10 protein-coding genes are annotated in these 20,522 nt (G+C 48.3%); all 10 read right to left on the bottom strand.

The genetic code is table 11. From position 1 onward, the window contains the following. Positions 1 to 237: 237 nt before the first annotated feature. The 10 genes from H6G21_RS19630 to H6G21_RS19675 all read right to left on the bottom strand — a co-directional run bounded on the left by H6G21_RS19630 (position 238) and on the right by H6G21_RS19675 (position 20,440). Positions 238 to 1,683, bottom strand: a complete 1,446-nt coding sequence (locus tag H6G21_RS19630) for an O-antigen ligase domain-containing protein (protein WP_190575113.1) — start codon at positions 1,681 to 1,683, stop codon at positions 238 to 240. Between the two features lie 20 nt (positions 1,684 to 1,703). Then, entirely contained in the window at positions 1,704 to 2,762 is a 1,059-nt protein-coding gene (locus H6G21_RS19635; protein WP_190575114.1) for a glycosyltransferase family 4 protein, read from the bottom strand. A 258-nt stretch (positions 2,763 to 3,020) separates the two neighbouring features. After that, a complete protein-coding gene (locus H6G21_RS19640) occupies positions 3,021 to 4,433 on the bottom strand; it encodes an oligosaccharide flippase family protein (protein ID WP_190575115.1) in 1,413 nt (470 codons plus the stop codon). Positions 4,434 to 4,513: 80 nt separating this feature from the next. Then, positions 4,514 to 5,758, bottom strand: a complete 1,245-nt coding sequence (locus H6G21_RS19645; RefSeq protein WP_190575116.1) for a glycosyltransferase family 4 protein — start codon at positions 5,756 to 5,758, stop codon at positions 4,514 to 4,516. A 66-nt stretch (positions 5,759 to 5,824) separates the two neighbouring features. Beyond that, positions 5,825 to 7,141, bottom strand: a complete 1,317-nt coding sequence (locus tag H6G21_RS19650) for a glycosyltransferase family 2 protein (protein WP_199307338.1) — start codon at positions 7,139 to 7,141, stop codon at positions 5,825 to 5,827. A gap of 88 nt (positions 7,142 to 7,229) precedes the next feature. Then, positions 7,230 to 9,506, bottom strand: coding sequence for a tyrosine-protein kinase domain-containing protein (locus H6G21_RS19655; protein ID WP_190575117.1), 2,277 nt, complete (start codon positions 9,504 to 9,506; stop codon positions 7,230 to 7,232). Between the two features lie 210 nt (positions 9,507 to 9,716). Further along, the gene (locus H6G21_RS19660) at positions 9,717 to 10,919 is read right to left on the bottom strand and encodes a polysaccharide biosynthesis/export family protein (protein ID WP_190575118.1); all 1,203 of its coding nucleotides are present in this window, start codon (positions 10,917 to 10,919) and stop codon (positions 9,717 to 9,719) included. Between the two features lie 685 nt (positions 10,920 to 11,604). Next, on the bottom strand, positions 11,605 to 15,831 hold the full coding sequence (locus tag H6G21_RS19665; RefSeq protein ID WP_190575119.1) for a condensation domain-containing protein: 4,227 nt from the start codon (positions 15,829 to 15,831) through the stop codon (positions 11,605 to 11,607). A 73-nt stretch (positions 15,832 to 15,904) separates the two neighbouring features. Next, a complete protein-coding gene (locus H6G21_RS19670; RefSeq protein ID WP_190575120.1) occupies positions 15,905 to 19,165 on the bottom strand; it encodes a non-ribosomal peptide synthetase in 3,261 nt (1,086 codons plus the stop codon). Positions 19,166 to 19,411: 246 nt separating this feature from the next. Beyond that, complete coding sequence (locus tag H6G21_RS19675; RefSeq protein WP_190575121.1) at positions 19,412 to 20,440, bottom strand: hypothetical protein; 1,029 nt, start codon at positions 20,438 to 20,440, stop codon at positions 19,412 to 19,414. Positions 20,441 to 20,522 lie beyond the last annotated feature (82 nt).

The raw sequence follows: 20,522 nt of genomic DNA on the forward strand, positions 1-20,522 counted from the left end.
TACCGAAATCGAGGACGGAGCCTGCGGCATAATGTCCTGATTTTGGCACCGTCTCTCACAGAACTCAGCCACTTTAGCAGGTTGGGCAATTTTCCTCTGCTTCTAATCCTTTAGTCCAAACTCCAGATTTAGATAGTCTACTGATATCAAATAGTCAAAAATAAATGGTAATCCACAAAACGTACAAAGAGTAGAGAGGATGAGAGACGTTGTTAATTATAGAAATTGCAATGGGTGTTAACTGCTTAGATAACGGTTAGGCTTAGAGGGAGTGTGCTCCGGTGCAATAAGAGCTTGTTGGAGAGTGCGTTGATTCTGGAGAAATTCTTCCGAAACTTGGAGATTAATGCCTGTCAGACCAAGTTGCTCGGATCGAAGTTCTTGGGCAATGAGTCCTGATAGACTGCCTATGGCTAATACATAGACACTGTTTCCCATAGAGTTTACCAAGTTATCCATCATGTAGAAAACAAGGACAATTGCAATTGCGGCGGCGGGTGCAATTTTGGGATGCAACCAAGTTTTAGCAGGGTAATAATAGGTCAACAACACAACGGGGAGGAGAATGACAGTAGTAACTGCGGTTAATCCAAACACTCCGGTTGTCCCAAAGGTCATTACCCAAAAGCTATCAGTCACGGAAACATCCAAGCCATATTCGTTATAAACCCGCGATCTCCCCCAACCGGCCCATCCAAATAACATTCGCTGACGGGCTTTAGTAATTAGATTTTTCTCGTTGTCGAACCTAAATTCCAGAGATTGAGCCCGTTCGGGGTTGATAGTACTGGAGACTAACTGCACTAACTGATCGCCATTGAACGCGCCGGTCGTTGCGACATATAGATAGGAAGCGATTGTAGCGACTAAGACTAGTACTAAAAGTGTAGTGCGTAAGAACCGGATAGTAATTAGAATTGCAAATGATAAAAGTAAATATAGCCAAGCTCCAGTGGACTGAATAATAATTACAACCGCCGTTAACCCCCCAATCAGATGGTGAATGGAAATTCTCCAGAGTCGAGTGAGGGTACCAGATTGCCACAGCCAAATACCAATAATAGTAACGAGTGCCATCCAGAGGGCAACGGACAAACCATGAACATTAAATAAAATGGGACGATATCCCCCTTTACGAATGGATTGCATGAATGCGTAGTCATTGACCGGAACCCCATAGAGCATTGTGTGGAGCTGGGGACTCATCCGGAATTCAAAAAGACACAGTGGTGCATAAACCACGCCTCCAGCCAACATCCCGATCGCGAGGGCTTTGAGACCTGCTAGATTACCTAAATAGAGTCGGCCAAAAAAGTAGGGGACCCCCCAATAGGCGATTTGCTCTGAGGCAGCTCGAAATCCATCATAAGCTCCCAGGCCGTTCATCATTGAGGACATAAAAGGGCAAGTACACCAGACCAACATGGGCAAATCGATCAGGCTGGGACGAAATAATTTCACGTAGTACCAATCTAGGAAAATAGCGGAGAATAAAACTGCATAGCAAGTGGCACTCATTTTTCCATAGGCAGGCAGCCCAGGAATGGGATAGGAGTAAACGGGTAAAAAGAGATAGGCGGTGACAAAACTAATAATGAGTGCTCTGTGGGGCGGTAAATGTTTAAACAGAAAAAAAACAATACCCAGCCAGCCAAATAGAACTATCGGAATGAGGATAAACATATAAAAATTAGAATGTGAATTTAAGACATTTCACTCAAAATTTTCCACATGGTATGAGCACGGCGTTCAGCAACTTTGTCATAGGTAAATTGTTGAGAATTTTTCCAGCCTGCTTGCCCCATTTGGTATCCTTGATTGAGATTGGCGGCTAAGGTGCGGAGTGCTTCAATCCAAGCATCCTGCTCATAGGGAGGTAAAACCCAACCGTCAATACCATTACGGACTCCAACCCCTGCTCCCATAGGAGACACTAAAACAGGAAGACCGTGGGCCATAGCTTCATAGGTGACCTGAGGATCCCCTTCTTCCAAGGTAGGAAAAGCAAAGACGTCGGCTTGCTGAAAAACCTCGGTGACATTGTAAGAGAAGGGTAAGCAAGTAATTTTTGGATGGTTCAACAAATCTCGACATGCTTCTGCGATCGCTGGCTCAATTTTACCGCAGAGAAGCAGTCGTCCCTCAATTCCTGACTTGAGAAAGGCTTCCATTAATAGGTGGACGCCTTTGCGTACACAAATTGAGCCCACAAACAAAACGGTAAAGGGACGATTAACAACAGGTTGATAGGGCGATTGTTTCAATAACTGGGCAAAGCGATCAGGACACCAACCATAGCTAGTGGCAACTAGTTTTTCGGCAGGAAACCCTGCTTTGAGAAAGGAGTCTTTAACAAAAGCTCCAGGACAAAATAGTAAGTCAGATAGCTCAACTTTTCTAATCTCATCCTGCACCATTTCGTCAGTAATGCCATGTTGAGGAATCAACCCTAAACGTTGATAGGCATCATCTAAAATCTCCTTGGAAAACCCTTGAAAGCAATTTACTCTTTCTAAGAAAATTGGCTTATTCTGTTTTCGAGCACGCAGAAATGTATTCACAGAAATTGCAGGCCAAATGTAGGCAGCATCATAGTTTTTGAGTTGCTTTAGGAAGTTCTTTTCCGTTACCTTTTGATCAATTCTTAAGCGATAGTATATTCCCTTAAAACGATCGGGAATGGAAGGACGAATGTTTTCTCTCAGAGCATCCTGTTCAGCTATCGCAGAAACAATCCCCGTAAACTCAATGGGAGCTTGCATTCTTGGGCGGCAGAGAGATAGAAAAATGTGGGAAATTCCCCAGTTAGAGAAATAAATTGGATAAGTTGCAGCGATATGGTACCGTTTCATAAATAAAACAAAAGTGATTTATAACTCAAAAATTTTCACCAACAGAAGGCAGATCAATTTTACAATGGTCTTTTCAAATTTTTGGATATTTAGAATACGTCTACAAAATTCAAGCTTAGAATTACACTGCACCATAGGAGTAAGCGATCTGCTCGACATTGAAACAGCCTATATATTCTGGGTAGAGAACAACCGCTCGAGCGGGAAACCTAGCCCAAGAGTATAGCGTAGCCAAACCAGACCAAACAAAGTTACTAAAAAGGTGAGGCTGATTGCCACATCTTGCCAAATGACGTTAAGATTTTCACGCACAAGACCGTAAGCAGTTGCTAGGTAAAGGGGAATATCATTTAAAGCAATCACTACAATTACACCTAGTATTCCCCAGTGTGCAAATCCAAAGGGTAAGCCAAAACCAGTCCAGAGCAATTTCCCAGTATTCCCCCAGGTTTGATACTGTGGCTTCCCAAGAGCAATCAAAATAGGGTGGCTAGATTGTGCTAAGACATTAGGCCACCATCCGAGTGCTAATATCGGTAGCATCCAAGCACCTTCAGCATATCGCTGATCGTACAAAATTAAAATTGGGAGATCCCCTAAGCAAACAAAGGCTGAAAACCCAACAGCAATCGTCAAAAGAAATCCGCGACGGTTTTTCAGAAGTTTTGTTCGTAGCTCCGTTCGTGGCAAACTCAATAACTGAGCAACAGCAGGAAAAATGACCTTATCGGATAGATTAGTAACAACATTTCGAGGAATATCTGAAATCGAAAGAGCTACACCATAGATTCCCAGAACTTGCCAGGAGAGTAGTTTTCCCAATAGGAAGCGATCGATTTGTCCAGCTCCGAATGTGAGAATTGTTGACAGCAGAATCCACTTGCCAAACGAGAGCAACTCTTTCAAATAGAACCGATTCCAGGCAAATCGATTCCGATAGTTAGGAATCAATAAATGGGAAGAAACGGTAAGAACTATCATGTTCAAAAGTTGGCTGAGTACTAATGCCCAAATGTTTCGAGTAAACCAAGCGATCGCAATACTCAACACCGTAACAATCAGTTGAGTCTGGAGGGAATAAAGAGAAAGACGACGAACTTCTAGGTGGCGTGTCAGAGTATAGATTGCTGTAGATCCTAAGCCATCTAGAATGCAACTCAAGCCCATGACTGGTAATAGCCAAACTAGTCGAGGTTCTTGATACAAAGTAGCAGCAGGTTGTGCTAAAAGACAACAGAATACCCAAAGGATACACCCACGCAGAATCTTCACAGTCCAAATGGTATTGAGTAATTCTGGATCGTCCCCCTGTTCATGCCGAACAACTGTTGCATTCGTGCCAAGATCCGAAAACAAAAATAGACCTACTATAATGGTCTGGACAAGACTCATTAAGCCGAACAATTCTGGAAAGAGCAACCGGGTCATTATCATGCTACTGATTAGCCGGATAATAGTGCTCAATCCGTATAGCCCAACACTCCAGAGTGCTCCTTGCAGGACGAGTTGCTTGAGGGAAGATGGTTGTTGGAGCAGAGTACGGATTTTGTCTGTGGCAGCCTTGAGGTAGGAGGTTGACATATCGATTCTTGAGAGTGCTGGGCGGTGATAGCGCGCTGTCAGAGCAAAAGGGCTACGATTAAAGGTAGGAAAACTAATGCTCAAAGCTTTGGAGACTTCGGGGGATCAGTAGTATCTAATTGGGGCAGGGGGGTTTGAAACAGCTGGATCAGATTTTGGGCAATCAATTTAATCTGATGTGCCGCGGCGACGCGGTCAAATCCGGCTTGCCCCATTTGGTGGAGTTGAGTAACTGAAATGGTCAGTGCAGCACGTAAAGCATTGACTAAGGCGGTTATAGATCCCGCCGGAATGAGCCAACCACAAACTTCAGGTTCCACTAATTCTGGAATACCTGCAATGTAAGTGCTAATGACCGGGCGGCCTAAGGCCAAGGCTTCCATGATGACTACGGGTAATCCTTCTGCAAAACTGGGTAACACTAACGCCCGCGACGATTGTAAGTACTGTTGCACCGTTGTACTGCTGGCCCATCCCGTAATCGTTATGGATGCTTGTAGACCATAGCGCTGAATTAAGCTTTCCAGTTGGGGTCGAAGTTCTCCATCCCCCACGAGTGTGAGGTGCAGAGAATAGCCCTCTGCCACTAATTGTCGTACTGCTTCTACCAGTAATAACTGACCTTTGGCAGCGCACAATCGACCTACGCAAACTAGATGGGGCGTTTCAGGAATTGGTGTGATAGCTTGACCCAAAAAATCGGGATCTAGGCCACAACGAATCACTTGAATTTTCGGCCATTGTTCTACAGAGCACCAACGGTAAAGTTGACTACGACTAAAGGAACTAATCGTTGCAACAAATTTGGCCCGCTTGACCTTCTCGGCTAACTTCATTGCCTGGGGTCGATCGAATTCATCGGGGCCATGTACCGTAAAACTATAGGGAGGGCCACCCAAAGCATGGCACAGACAGGCAACCGCTGTGGAATTTGACCCAAAATGGGCATGGACATGATCAATCTTGGCTGCCATCAACCATTGCAGCAGTGTGCAAGCTTCTAAAAGATAAATGAGGTGCCGCAACAGCCCTCGATCGGACTGCCAGCCCAACTGAATTGCAAGCTGTAATGCCTGCCAAAAGCGACCTGGATGACCTAGAAAAACCTGAAAACCTGCAATTAGAATACCCCAAAAACCTTGATTTAAAATGATTCGCGTTTTCTGTAGTTCTTCGAGATCAGCGGGATCAACTAGTTCATTCGCACAGGAACGGATAGAAAATCGCTGTACTTCTAGCCCTGTCGCTTCCACTGCGGCAATTTCCCGCCGAATAAAGCTATGACTCACCTTAGGATACTGATTAACCAAATAGGCAATTTTCATAGGACTTTCACTTCAAAGCAGCAATTGATTTCATAGCCAGCCCTAAAAATCCTTAAGACTTGAACCTCAGAGATGGGAAGAGGGGGCGACATCACTGGAGTCCCGTTGGGTGCGTATCCATTCTGACTGGGGGCGAATCAAGAATTGCAAATAAAGGGGAATTTTCCAAACCAGATAAAGCGGAACGGCCAATAACTGACGGAAAGAAACCATATCCCGACAAAATCGGTACCAGGCAACTAGAATACTTGCCATCAAGAGCCCCCCTCCAGTCCCTAGAACAACCGTTGGCAACCAGAAATTGCCCAACAAACCAGTCAGAACTGACAAAATCAATAAACCAGCCCAAACCATCACCAGGAGTGCCAAGGGTGGAATACTGAGATCGAGGGCGATCGCGGCGATTTCGAGACGGCGTTGACGTAGGGCTGCCTTCAAGAGTACCCAAACTTGCTTCTGCAATGTTTTTAAATGGCCATGCTCCCAGCGAGTTCTTTGGCTCTGGGCTGCACGGCCATCGGAGGGTAGAAATCCAGTGACTTTACTCTGCGAGGTAAACTTCGGTAAATGCCCCGAGATGGCCAAGTCAATGGCTAACTGCATATCCTCTACCAAGTTACCCCGATCGAGAAAGGCATTTTCAATAATGGCCCAGGGAAAGGCCATACCATTTCCTGTTAACAGACAGGGAAGACCCAACCGCGCTAGACCCTGGGGCCGCACCCAGTTCTTGACGGTAAAGGCAAAGGCGGAAATGGCATCCTTGGGTTTGGGGGGATGGTGGGGAGGGTAGAGAAGATAAAGCGCTTGAATGGGGCGATGGAAAGCAATCGTTTGATAGGCTAGCTGATCAATTGTGCCGGGATGGACTGTACAATCGGCATCAAAAATAATGACGGCTTCCGGTGGAGCCTTGGCCATTTCCTGCAAGCCATAATTTAAAGCATAGCCCTTACCTCGTCGTAGGAGATCATGGCGTTCTAGCACGATCGCCCCTTGGGTTCTCGCAATTGCGGCTGTGTCATCATCACAGTTATCTGCTACAACAATCAAGCGATCGCCAGGATAGAGTTGTGCTTGAATCGTCTGTAGGGTTGGGATCATTCCTTCCCCTTCATTATAAGCAGGAATTAAGATATCTAGGGAAGGACGCGATCCTTGCAAGATAGATGAACCCACGGGTTCAGGTAATGAATCCGGCAGAAGCGCTGTAAGACATTCCAGAAAAAGAATACCAATGGGAATGATAATTCCCACAGCACAGCCCAAGAAAATCCAACCTAAGAACTGAGCGACGGAAGGAATGGTCACCACAGATAACACGAAACTGGGGACATCATTTCCAATCAACGATGCCAGCAGCAGGGGACTGTCTACTAACAAAATGGGCTCTCCATATACTCAATTCTCCACTCTTCACTGTGAATGCTTTGCACAGACATCTTAATTTAATGATTCTGAATCCACGGAGTTAACTATCTAGCGAAGGACTTTTCGATCGACGATCGGAGACCCGTGGCTCCGAATGATAAATCGGTCTTTGGTAGCCGTAGGACATTCCCGAAACTGAACGAGGATGATTAGTCACGACACCTAAAACCGGCAACTGAAATTCTTGTAATGTTGTCAAGGCTTGCATAACGATCGATCGCTTGGACGCTCGAATTCCCACGACTAACAACAATCCATCAGCATAGGCCGTCAAAAAGCAGGAATCCGTGATGCCTAAAAGGTGGGGGGAATCGTAGATCACTAAATCAAACTGTTCACCCCAGTCATCAACCAGTTGCTTCATTTGTTGGGAAGCCAACTTACGGGGGGAATCCGCCGAAAAATGACCAGCGGTCACCACCATCAGATTCTTGCTATCCGGGGCCGGTTGGATGCAATCAGCAAGATCTTGTTTTTGTTCCAGAATATCTGCCAATCCTAGGTGATTATCCAATCCCAGGTGAGTATGAACCTGCGGTAGCCGAAAGTTGGCATCTACCAATAATACTTTTTGGCCGGCATCAGCGGCTGTCTGGGCGAGCTGAACAGCAACGGTCGTCTTCCCTTCACCAGGAGATGCGGAACTAATGACCAGCGATCGAATCGGCTGAGTCGCTCCGAGAAACCGTAAACCTGCCAGTAAATTATTAAAAGATTCACGGAATAACGTGTTGTGCATCACACTCAGATGAATGCGATGTAACCAGTTATAGGAATTATCCTCGCTCAGGCTGACCTGTCTGCTATAGGGAATAACCGACACCACAGGAACTTTGACCGCATCCTGCACATCCTCTGTGACATAGAAGATATTCCGGATTTTTTCGAGAAGCACTGCACAGATAATCCCCAGAATAATTCCTCCCACCGCCCCCATGGGTACCTTCTTCTTAATATCCCGGGGCATGGGTACGGGTTGCCCGTTCTTATCCAAGGGCAGAGCGGGTTTCGCTGCAAGTTGCCAAGGAACTTCTTTTTGGGCAGCCTCAACGCTCAAGGTATCGCGTTGAATCGTCAGTTGATTCAACGTCCGTGTTGCAATTTCCAATTCCCGTTGGTATTCGTTATATCGCCGGATAATTTGCGGAATTTGTTCGATTTTTTGACTGGCCTCCTGTTCTGTACTGGCCAAGGCGCGGCTGCGAACTTCCAAAACTTGAATTTGATTCGCTGCATCTGCCAGTTGTTTGATAAGATCCAAGCGAACTGAATTTTGGAAGGCTAGAACTTGGGGATTGTCGGTGTCGCGAGCTTGGGATCGTCCGACAATTCGTTGGGTTTCCTGGGCCAGCAAATTCGCTAAATTGCGTCGTTGATCCTGGAGTGCTAGTACAACAGGACTTTCTTCACTGTATCGAGCATCCTGAATGGCCAGTTGGCTATCAATTTGCTTGAGATCCGCCAGCAACTTCTGGTAGGTTGGATCTTGGCTCAGTACGGAGGCTGCGATCGCTTCCTGGGGCGATAGCTGCAGCTGATTTTGCAGCCTAGCATAGAGAATCCGCTGCTCCTGTAATTCTCGTAGTGCTTCTTCTTTTTGTGTTTTAACAGTCAAGGCTTGCTTGACCAAATCATCACCACTGCTGCTGGGATTGGTCAATTTGTACCGTTCCTGCAAACCTTGCATGGACTTTTGCAAAACCGTGACTCGCTGCTTTAAATCCGGTAACTGACCTTCAATAAATTCCACACCGCCACTAATCCGAGACTTGCGGGCTTCTAGACTATAGGCAAGATATTCCTGGGACAGGGCCTCTAACACTGCCTGGACTTGATAGGGATTATTGCCTTGGTAGGTCACATCAATCAATTTCGTGTTATCCAGCAGGTTGGTTCCAATGCGCTGCACCACTAACTGCTTGGAACCAATGGCTGTCACAAGAGCATCGGTCGTCACCAGAGGATAATCTTTCTTGACCCGTTCCGCTACTTTGGAGAGCAGGGTTGGACTTTGCAGGACTTGCAAAAGGGTTGGATAGTCTACACTAAATGCTGAGGCTTCCCCCCCGCGTGAGAGAACCGAAGGATCAGTGAGCTTGGCTTCTCCCGTAATAGGTTCTACCAAAAGGCGAAAGCCCCCGGAATAGGATCGTGGGGCTTTGAGACTCTTCATTGCGGTAAAAGCAGTTAAGGCTGCAGCAATTCCTGCTACTAGCAACAAATTACGTCGTACCGTTCTGCCTAAGGGACGAAGATTCAGACCGCGCTGGATGCGCTGTAAATCAGAGGGCTGATTGGAGTCATTGGAAATGACCAACTCTAACCGCCCCTTTCCCTCCTTGAGAGAGAGGACTGGTGCTGATTCTCTGAATTCTATGTTCTCCTCGCCCTTCACCATGACTGCCCCCCTTACATTGGATACTAAATTGTGATTTCTGCGTTTCTAGCAATGGACTTTCTACGACCCATGTCTGGCCACTTGCTTGTCACTTGCTTGTCATAACCAGGACTAGCATTCCCAACAGCCCTATAAGCCTAGTAGCTTAAACACGCCGAGTGCTCCCGTAAGTGGGCTGAGGAGAACACTCAGAAAATCAGATGTCCTAGCCAACGCATTGGGTTTGACGACAACGATATCATTGTTGCGCAAGGGTGGGTTTGCCTTATCATTAAGCCCCTCAGAAAAGTCGATCGCAACACTCGTTCGAGTCACAGTTCCATTTAAATTGAGTCGAATTAGCTCCACATCCCGTTTCCGAGCTCGTCCATCTTTAAATCCCCCTGCTGCTAAGATCGCTTGGTTCAAAGACGTATTGGGCGGAAGATTGAGGGATCCAGGTGTAGTCACCTCACCCACAACCCCAACTTTAATCAGTTCTGGAGAAAAGTTACTTTTGGCAACTTCCAATGCCTCCTGGGGCAGGAGGTCTTTTGCTTCAGGGATCAGAATCGAGTCTCCATCCCGCAGTGAAAGATCCTGTTGTTGTTCAGCGGCTTGCAAAAACTTCCATAGATCGACATTGAGCACTTCTTCTTGCCCGTGACGCTGCGATCGTCGCACTTCGATATTACGGATATTCGCCATTTGCGTTACGCCGCCGGCTGCTTGGATGGCTCGAGTGAGGGTTGGCCACTGGCTACCCACATCATTGCCTCCCTGGCGGGTGCTGAGATTGGCGGTGGAACTTTCATCCCCGATCGGTCGAATAATGTAGGAGCCTGGACGATTTACCTGGCCCAGGATGGCAATTTTGAGGGGACGGGGAGACACTGCATTGAGTGTAATAATAGGCTTTCGAATAAACCGAGCATAGCGTTGGGATAAAACCGCTGCTGCCTGGGGAAGTGTAAGTCCGGTCACCGACACTGTACCAACCCAAGGTAAATTCAGGGTACCATCCACCAAGACAGTGTAGCGATCTTCAAACTTAAGTTCTGGCGTATCAAAGCTGTCTATCCGAACCACATCCCCTGCCCCTAAAATGTAGGCATCTCCCACTCCAGGATTTGCATCCACCGGAACGATCGACTGGGTGGCTGGGGTTAAGGGAACGGTAACCGGAGGAAAATTAGGCGGTGCTTTTGGAAGGATACTGGGCCCCACCGGACTGGGCTGGGTATGGCCATAACCCGGCAGTGCTGTGAGGACGATCGCCATTACCCCACCGATCCCGATCGCAGACCGACTGCTGACCGCATTTTGAATCCCGAAAGGAGATCGACTTCGCATTATTTCCCCTATCTCTAATAAGAGCATCAATTAAAAAGACCTAGGAATAACTCCAGTTCCTTATTCATTACTAATTCCCCATTAATGTAGTCAAAAAACATCTGAGTAAACAACAATCTATAGATTCATTGCAAGATTTTCAGAGATTCGTTAAAATTAGCCGATTTTATCAATTTACGTAATCATTTCAAGCTCAAGTGATAAATTTGCCATTTTAAATTTAAAGTGAAAGATTTAAGGTGAAAATTCTCAAATTTAAACTCAGACTGGGTGATAGACCCTTTTTTATAGGAGAAAACTTCAGTTTATTGAAGTTCTACTATGACTTTGTATTCTGTTTTATTGTTTAAGGCATAGTCTAGGTCGTTGAGTAACCTAGGTTGTTTAGTAATCTAGGTCGTTTCATAACCGAGTGTGGCAATCCATGACTGATGAATGCTTGAGTTGGGGGGCAGACTTCTTCCTATCAATATATTCACTGAGAGTGATCTATTCGTTCAGGTTTGAATCTTTCAACATTATGTGGATCGCCCCATTGCCCAATGTTACAGACCACCTTGAGCATGGCGTGAGAGAAATTTTCCCACCCCTTTTCTGCGAAAAAATAGGTGGGAAAACAGTTCACACTGAATCATTGGGACAGGAAGGGGGCAAGGCGTAGACTTATCATTGGGTTGGCTTGAGGCTAGCCTAAGAGACCTTGGCGGATGCAGTGCCGGAGATGGTGTGCTAACGGTTGAACATTGGGATCCTTGAGAATTCCAATATGATCTCCCGGAATATCAAAGGCATCCACGCCTAGCTCCGCAAACCGATCCCAACCGAAGAGGGGATCAACTTCGATCGATTCAAACTCTCCGCGATCGAGGGCACGAAATAGGGTTACTTTTCCTGCATAGGCACTGGGTTGATAATTTTTGCCAATCTGTTGCCGAAATTGTTGCCGTAAATCATCAACCGAGGCAGCCGTCGAGTTCGTAGACCGATCCAGGGTAAGACCTGCATAGCCTACCTTCGACTTGAGTTTGGCCCCTACTTTTTCCAATAAGTAGGTGGGACCCTCTTGCACTAACTTCGCTAAATGCTGGGTCGCTCGTTGGGAACGAGACAGCTTGAGCGAACAGTCTGGAGCCAAAGTATCAAACATCGCTAGCAATGCGACAGTTTCTCCTTGGGCTTGCAGAAGTTGTGCCATTTCGTAGGCTACAATCCCGCCAAAGGATTCTCCCGCTAAGAGATAAGGCCCTGTGGGTTGAATCGTTCTAACTTTTTGAAGATACCGTTCGGCCACCTGTTGCACGGTGCCCAGTTGATCGGCGACTTCAAGGCCCTCCTGCCGCAATAGATCAACTTCTTCCTGCAAATACAACCCGTAGACCGTTTGATCTGCCCCGATCGCCTTGGCGAGATCGTGGTATAGCAAAATGCCATAGATACAGAACAACGGGGGGTTATCGGAAGTCCCTTGTTGCAGAGGGACTAGCCATTCCTGGGGAGGCGTAATGCCGTAGGTACGAATTAATTCCGCCTGTTGCTCAATCGTGGGAGCTTGTAGCAAGGTTGCTAAGGGTAACGCCGTTCCAAAGACGGTTTCAATTTTGCCAAACAGTTGCACAGCTAAGAGGGAATGGCCACCCAGGTCAAAGAAATTATCGCGAATGCCGATCGGGCGAATGCCTAATACCTCTTCCCACAATTGGGTCAATTGTAGTTCTAAATCATCCCGCGAACTGATGAGTGCAATCTGAGATTCTTGGCGCAGTTGGACATCTTCGACGATCGGCAATTGGGCAAAATCGTAATTACCCCGATCGGTCAGCGGCAACTTGGGTAACGTGACAAAGACAGACGGAATCCCGTAGCTAGGCAATTGTTCTTTGAGGAAAGCAACTAAATCGCTGCCTGTGACAGCCTGATCTAGATGGGGCACAAAGTATGTGACAAGATGTTGCTGCCCTTGTCCATCCAATTGTGCAACCACACAAACTTCTGCAATGGCTGGATGCTGGTGTAGCAAATGCTCAATCAAGTGTAGTTGGACAACAAAATCGCGAATCTTAACTTGCCGATCGTAATGTCCCAAGCGTTCCAGTGAACCATCCACCCCATAGCGAGCTAGGCTTGTCGTGCGATAGAGCCTAGCTGGAGCCTTTGGCTGGAAGCCATGAGAAATCACATCTTCCGATCCCCGATCGCCCACTGGAACAACACCCGGGAGTTCAAGGTACAGACGCCCGATCGCCCCTGCGGGCAACGGTTGGTGATGGGAATCCAGAACCATCTGATCTCGTACGCTGGTTCCCGATTCCTGGGAGAGGATCGATCCAGCCTGGGTCAGTGTGACCAAAGACCAATCCACAATCGGCCACTGGGTATTAGGAGCATCGCATCGACGGATTTGGCCGTGGGGTAGGATTTGTAAACACTGCTGCACCTGGGATGGAGTCAGAAAATCTCCCACAACCCAGAGTCGGCGTAGCGATCGCAGCGCTGTAGTAGATGGAGGCAGACTGCTCCATTGGGTCATCCATTGATGGAAACAAGGAGTCGTCATCCAGAGGTCAGAGACGCCAGCTTGATTGATCCATTGGGCAACTTGGGCCGGGTCAGTCTTCAGGGTTAAGTTCTGAGGCAGAACGATCGTTTGACCTTGGACTAAACTGCCCCATAGTTCATGCCAGACTAGACCAGAATCGAGCGGCGACAGGGAAAGCACGATTGCGCTTTCGGTGGATTCCGCCATGGGAGCTAGTAGCAGGGTAAGCAAGCCTTCGTGGGAGAGAGCTATCCCTTGGCAGATGTCCACAATGCAGGCTAGACTGTCCGCTGCGAAATCGAGATCAAGATTACTGGAGGCGTAGGAGGCTAGATCGACTTGCAGGCTATCTAGAGTGAGGGTGGGAACAGGAATTGAGTCCGTGAGGGTATCAGCGGATTGAGTTAACAACCATTGGATATCCGTTGATTGAATATCCGTTAAAGGTTGAGACGGATTGGTCAATGGCTGATTAGGATGCAGCCACAGGAATGCGGCCCCCAGTTTGAGTACCGCAAGGCTGGTAACCATGAGATCGATTGATCGTGGGCATGCCACAGCCACTCGATCGCCTGCCTGCACACCGATTTCCTGTAAGTGACGAGCCCGTTGATTCGCCTGTTGATTCAGTTGACTGTAAGTCAGCGAGATTGCCTTTGCGTCTTCTACGATCGCGATGGCTTGGGGGTAACGTTCTGCCTGAAGTTCAATTTGACGATGGAGTAGGGCTGGTTGCTTAGATGGGGCCAAGGCCGCCGAGTTTAAGTCACAAGCCTGGGTTACCAGGGCTAACCGTTGGGCTTGTTCCTCCGGTGTGAGCAATGGCAACTCTGAAATTAGTCGATCGGGATTCGCCACGATCTGTTCTAACAGGGTTTGGAAATGCCCCAACATTTGGGCGATCGTAGCCGCATCAAACAGTTCTGCGTTGTAGTCAAAGACTGCCCCCAACCCTTCATCCTGTTCCCGCATCACCAAGATCAGGTCATACTTGGTTTGACCATGATAGATGTAGCCAAACAACGAAGTGATTGTTAAATCGGGTAGCTGGACAGATGCCATACCACGCCCATTCGACCAAGGTGGATTCAGGGCAAATTTCACCTGAAACAAGGACAGTAAATTTTGTCCCTCGGGCTTGAGTTCTTCAATGATTTTTTCAAAGGGAACATCCTGATGGGCATAGGCTTTTAACGTCGCTTGGCGCACTCGATCGAATAATTCACGGAACGTGGGATTACCGCCGCACTGGGCTCGCAAAATCAACGTATTGGAGAAGAAGCCCAGCAGTCGCTCGGTTTCTACCTGGCTACGCCCACCGCTGGCAAAGCTAATCAGCATTTCCTCTTGCTGGGCATAGCGATAGAGTAATAATTCAAACGCTGCCAGCAACACCATGAATAATGTGCCACCCAACCGTTGGCTCAGGGCTGTTAACTGGTCGTTCAGTTCCTTTGGTAACATCCGAGCACTGCGATCGCCCTTATAAGTCCGAATGATGGGGGGACGTAGTTGGTTATAGGGAAGATTCGCAATGGGTAAACTGCCTGACAGTTGCTGTTTCCAGTAGCTCAATTGCCGATCGAGCACTTCACCCTGGAGCCAGTTGCGTTGCCAATGGGCAAAATCGGCATACTGAATCGGGAGCGGGGCTAATGGAGAAGGTTGTCCCGCAATCAAGGCACCGTAAATTGTGGTGAGATCTTGATAAAACACATCGGAGGATGCACCATCACAGACTAAACAATGCAAATTCCACAGTAAAAGATGCTCATCCGTACTCAACCGCAACAACAACAGCCGCAACATGGGACCATTATTTAAATCGATCGGGTAATGGGCTTCATGGGTGGCGAGGCGATGGGCTTCGGCAGTTCGTTGCTCCTTCGGTAGATGTTGGAGATCCACGATCGGCAGCTTGATCTGCACCTCTGGATGAATCACCAAAGTCGGCTGACCCTTGACTGCCGGAAAAGTTGCCCGCAGAACTTCATGGCGGTTGACCACTTCCTGAAGACTCTGCTCCAACACCGCAACATTTAAATGACCGGTGAACCGTACCACCACGGGCATGTTATTGGACGAGCTCTGCGGCTCAAACTGTTGCAACATCCAGAAGCGTTGCTGGGCAAAGGAGAGCGGTAAGGGTTGCGATCGATCCAGGGTTGCGATCGTAGGCAAATGCGCATTTGCGCTAGCGATCGCCTGTTGTAAAAACTCGATCAGTTCCGCTTTGCGAGCTTTCATTGCCGCTAACAGATCTGCTGACAGGACATCCTTGGCAGCACGATAGCGTAGCCGATCGCCCTCCAGCCACAATTGCACCTCCCGTTGACGTAACTCCGATAGGAGTTGATCTAGCGTTGCAAGTCCCATAGTTTCAAATCTTCCCCTTAGCTAATGACCTAAAGTAACGAACGAACTGCGGCTGTAACGAATGGCCATTCTGCTACAGTTCGCCCTCTTCATAGTCTTCAGCACCGTCTGCGATCGATGCATTATCTGACTGAGTAGCCCAACGCAAGGCTTCTACTCGATTGGCTAGCTCGGCCACCGTGGGTAAATCAAACAAACTAGGTAAGGGAATTTCAACTTGGAGCGCAGGACGCAAGCGGGACACAATCTGAATGGCTAAGAGGGAATACCCGCCCAACTCAAAGAAGTTATCGTGAATCCCCACCCGATCAAGACTCAAGACATTGGCCCAAATTTCCGCGATTGTTTGTTCCACCGGTGTGCGAGGTGCAACATAACTTTCGATCAAATCACGACGGGTCGCATCTGGCGCGGGTAAGGCTTTGCAATCGACCTTGCCATTGGGGGTGAGGGGTAGGGCATCCAGTACCATAAAGGCATTGGGCACCATATAGTCTGGCAGCTTCCCCTTGAGGAACTGGCGCAGGGTTGCCGTGAGATCCGTGCTGCCTGCCTGGGGCACCACATAGCCTACCAAGGTTTTTTCCCCGGAGGTTTCTTCGCGTACCGTGACAACGGCTTCCTTTACCCCTGCCGATTGCAGCATGGTTGATTCAATTTCCCCCAATTCAATGCGGAAGCCCCGCACTTTGACTTGGTTATCAATGCGTTGTAAATATTCCAAATTGCCATTGGGCAGCAGTCGCACTAAATCCCCAGTCCGGTAGAGACGGGCGGGCGGGGTACTCAGAAGATCGGGGATAAACCGTTCCGCGGTCAACTCAGGCCGATTCCAATAGCCTCGTACAACGCCTGTGCCGCCAATATACAGCTCGCCAGGGACGCCGATCGGCACTGGCTGTTGTAATTCATCCAGCACATAGACCTGGGTATTGGCGATCGGGCGACCAATTAAAACATGGGTGGCATCTTGGGGCACAGGATAACAGGTAGACCAAATCGTAGTTTCCGTTGGCCCGTACATGTTCCAGACTTCTTTTACCCGCTGGGTAAGTTCCTGGGCTAAGGGTAAGGTGAGAGCTTCCCCACCGCAGAGAATTTTCAGATTGGGGGCGCTTGTCCACCCCGATGCCAAAAGTAATCGCCAAGTGGCAGGGGTGGCCTGCATAATCGTGGCCTGCGATCGCACCAAGGTTTGCAACAGGGCTTCCCCATTCATAGCCGTGGCACGACTGACTAGGACGGTACTGGCACCGACGGTGAGCGGTAACAGCAATTCCAGCACCGCAATATCAAAGGACAATGTGGTGACGGAGAGGAGAACATCCTGGGCCTGGATACCCGGTTGTTGTGCCATGCTTTGTAGGAAGTTGACGACTCCTCGGTGGGGGACCTGTACGCCCTTAGGTTTACCCGTGGAGCCAGAGGTGTAGATGACGTAGGCCAAATGATCGGGCGTGACTGGAGAAACAGGTGCTGCACTGGATTGTTGAGCGATCGTGGGCCAATCGCGATCGAGTTGCAGGGTGGGAATATCACCGGATGGAACCTGATGGGCCACGGTGCCCTGGGTGAGCAATAGGGTTAACTGGGCATCAGTCATCATGTAGGCGAGCCGATCGGTCGGATAGCTGGGATCGAGGGGGACGTAGGCTCCTCCTGCTTTCAGAACACCCAGCATCGCTACTAAGAGATCCGGCGATCGCTCTAGACTAATGCCCACCAACGTATCCGGCCCCACCCCCTGGGATTGCAGATAGTGGGCTAGTTGATTGGCACGACGATCCAGATCGCCATAGGACAGGCGCTGCTCTTCATACACCACTGCCGTGGCCTCTGGCGTGGCCGCAGCCTGCTGGGCTACTAGGTGGTGAATGCAGGCATCGGACGCATAGGACGCTTGGGTTTGGTTCCATTGCTGGATCTGTTGCCACTCGTACTCAGGCAGCAGGGGCAACTGCCCGATCGCTTGGTCGGGATTTTGCACGATCGCGCTCAGTAGCGTTTCCAGTTCCGCCATCCGTTGCCGAATTGTTGCACCGTCAAATAAATTCGTGTTGTATTGGCATTCTAGGGTCAGCCGACCATTCAATTCCGTTGCATTGACAAACAGTTCAAAGTTCTCATAGGCGCGAGGATTGGAGAAAAACTCGACGGTTAACCCATTGAAGGGCAATTGACTACTGTCTAACCCTTGGTCAATGTTCAGCAAAATCGGTGCAAGGGGGATGCGGCTGGGATCCCGGGGAATGCGCAGCTTCTGCACCAGGCTACCGTAGGTAAATTGTTGGTGATCGTAGGCATCGAGAATGGTGGATTTCCGAGCCGCTAAATAATCCCGAAAGGATTGCTGGCTGTCCACCCGACTGCGCATTGGCAAGAGGCTCACACAATGACCCACAAGGTTATATAACCCGCTGGCTGCTTGGCCTGCCGCCAACACCCCGACCACGACATCAGCCTGTTGCGTCAGTCGAGCTAACCAAGCTTCAAACCCTGCAAGCAGGACGGACATAAAACTACAGCCTGCGGTTTTGCCTAATTGCTTCAGATCGGCGACCAATTGCGGCGAGAGTTCATAGTCTTCCCGATCGGCGTTGAAGGTGCGGAAGGATGGGCGCGTTCGATCCGTCGGAAAATCCACAACCGGTACGGAATCCGCAAATAGTTTGAGCCAATATTGCTCAGAGGCTTGAGCGTCTGGACTCGTAGCTTGATCGGCTACCTGCTGAGCATAGTCGCTAAAGCGATCGACCGGTTCAAGGTCTGGAGGGGTTCCTGTTTTATGGGCTGAATAGAGTTGTCCCAGATCATTCATCAAAACTGCCCAAGACCAGCCATCGCAAATAATGTGATGGGCCGTAACGATCGCAAAATGCTCCTCTGGTTGCAAACGATATAGTTCCACCCGAACCAAGGGGCCATGTTCCAAATCAAACGGCTCTTTGACAGCCTGCTGGCGGCGTTGGGCCATCTGATCGGCTCGATCGGCCTCTGACAAGTTCGACCAATCTGCTCCTGTGATCTCCAGAACCAGATCATCGTTGATGCAGAGATGTTGACCATCAGGACTCAGGGTCGATCTCAATGATTCATGGCGCAATACTAGAGACTGAACCGCTTGTTCAAAGGCTTTGCGATCGAACAGTCCCTGCAACCGCAAGGATTGGGATTCGTTATAAGCACAGTTGGCTTCCTGGCCCATCCGCACGGAAGCCCAGATTTCCTTTTGAGCTTCCGTGGCAGGTGCAGTTAACAGAACTTCTCCACTAGCAAAGGGGTCAAAGTCAACCGCATTCACTGTGGGATTGAGGTTAGGATATGCTGAAACCATAATTGAATGATGCAATGACAGGAGGAATGAATTGGCGAAGTCGATGGCAACAGGTTTATCTAGCTCAGAACGAACTGTGAATAACAATAAACGGATCTTGCAGACAGCTTGCTGAGTGTATACTGATCAGTTTAGAAATATGAACTGAAAAGGTAAAGCCAAAGATTAACAACAAAGTTGTTGAAAGATGATTGCAAATTTAAGTTTCATAATTGCGGCAATTCTCATCTCTGTAAAGTAAATGGTTCAAAGTTTAAGTGAATCAGAGGCTTTTGCAAAAAATGTGAAAGTATGGGCCATCTTGGTCGCTATCCCACGCAAGCGACGAATTCCTGAATAGAGAACATCACTTTTGGTTTTGGGAGAGCGATCGCTGAATAAACCAATCAATTTGATTTTAAGCGAATCTTTGAATGCCGATTGACCAGGAGGTGTGGGCTTTAAGCCTAATTTACGTAAATAGTAATTTGCTTGATGAACTCTTGCTCGTAGATCGTCGGATTTGAAATCAAAATGTATCCCTAGGGCGATGGAATATTGTTCTCTATTCTGATACCAATGGGGAGCGCAAACGGGATGGTGAACCCCTTTTCCTGCCGTGATGGGATAGACGTAGGCTTTGGCTTGCTTTGCATCGCTATAGGTTGCTGCGGTTAAATCACCGATGTAGAAGTTTTCTAATTCTTCGTCTGTTAAAATGCTGCGATCGTTGCCATCGAAAAGATTAGAAGTCCGATCGCCATGCATTTGCATGAGGAAAGTGGATTCGTGGTCAATGTGGTAGGACGTTACAGCGCAGGGAGACGCAATAAAAATATAGGCATCCATCCAAGACATTTCCTGCCGCAGGGGTTGCCCCGTCAACTGTTCCAGTTCATCAATGATTTGGTCTACTAGAGCACGATATTCCGGATCGCGCTGTACGCTGTAGAGTAATAGCCAAGATTCGGAATGCTCAATGTTAGCAATAAATTCCGGCAACTTTTCCTGCAAATCCTCCTTAAGCGTGGCATCCGTCCATTTCAGATGTTTTGGCATTTTGCTGGCCTGACAACGGATGCTTCCTGGGCCATACTGAATCAAGGTATTCGCCAACTCCACTAAACGGGGCAATTGCATCAAAGGATGATCCGCCAAATAGTGGGAATACATAAAGGGCAAGCGATTAAACTTATCCCGAAAATCCGGTGACGGTTCAAAAATTCGATCAGGTCGTAATACAGATTGCGATGCAGATTGCGATGTAGAGGGGGTATCTGTTTGAGTCAATGACATGGCAATTCTCCCAAAATACAGGTGCATTTATTGATGCAAGTTGATGCAAGGGTTAGTGATGCATAGTTACGCAAGGGCTACC

It is taken from the genome of Alkalinema sp. FACHB-956, assembly GCF_014697025.1.
GTDB lineage: Bacteria > Cyanobacteriota > Cyanobacteriia > Leptolyngbyales > Leptolyngbyaceae > Alkalinema.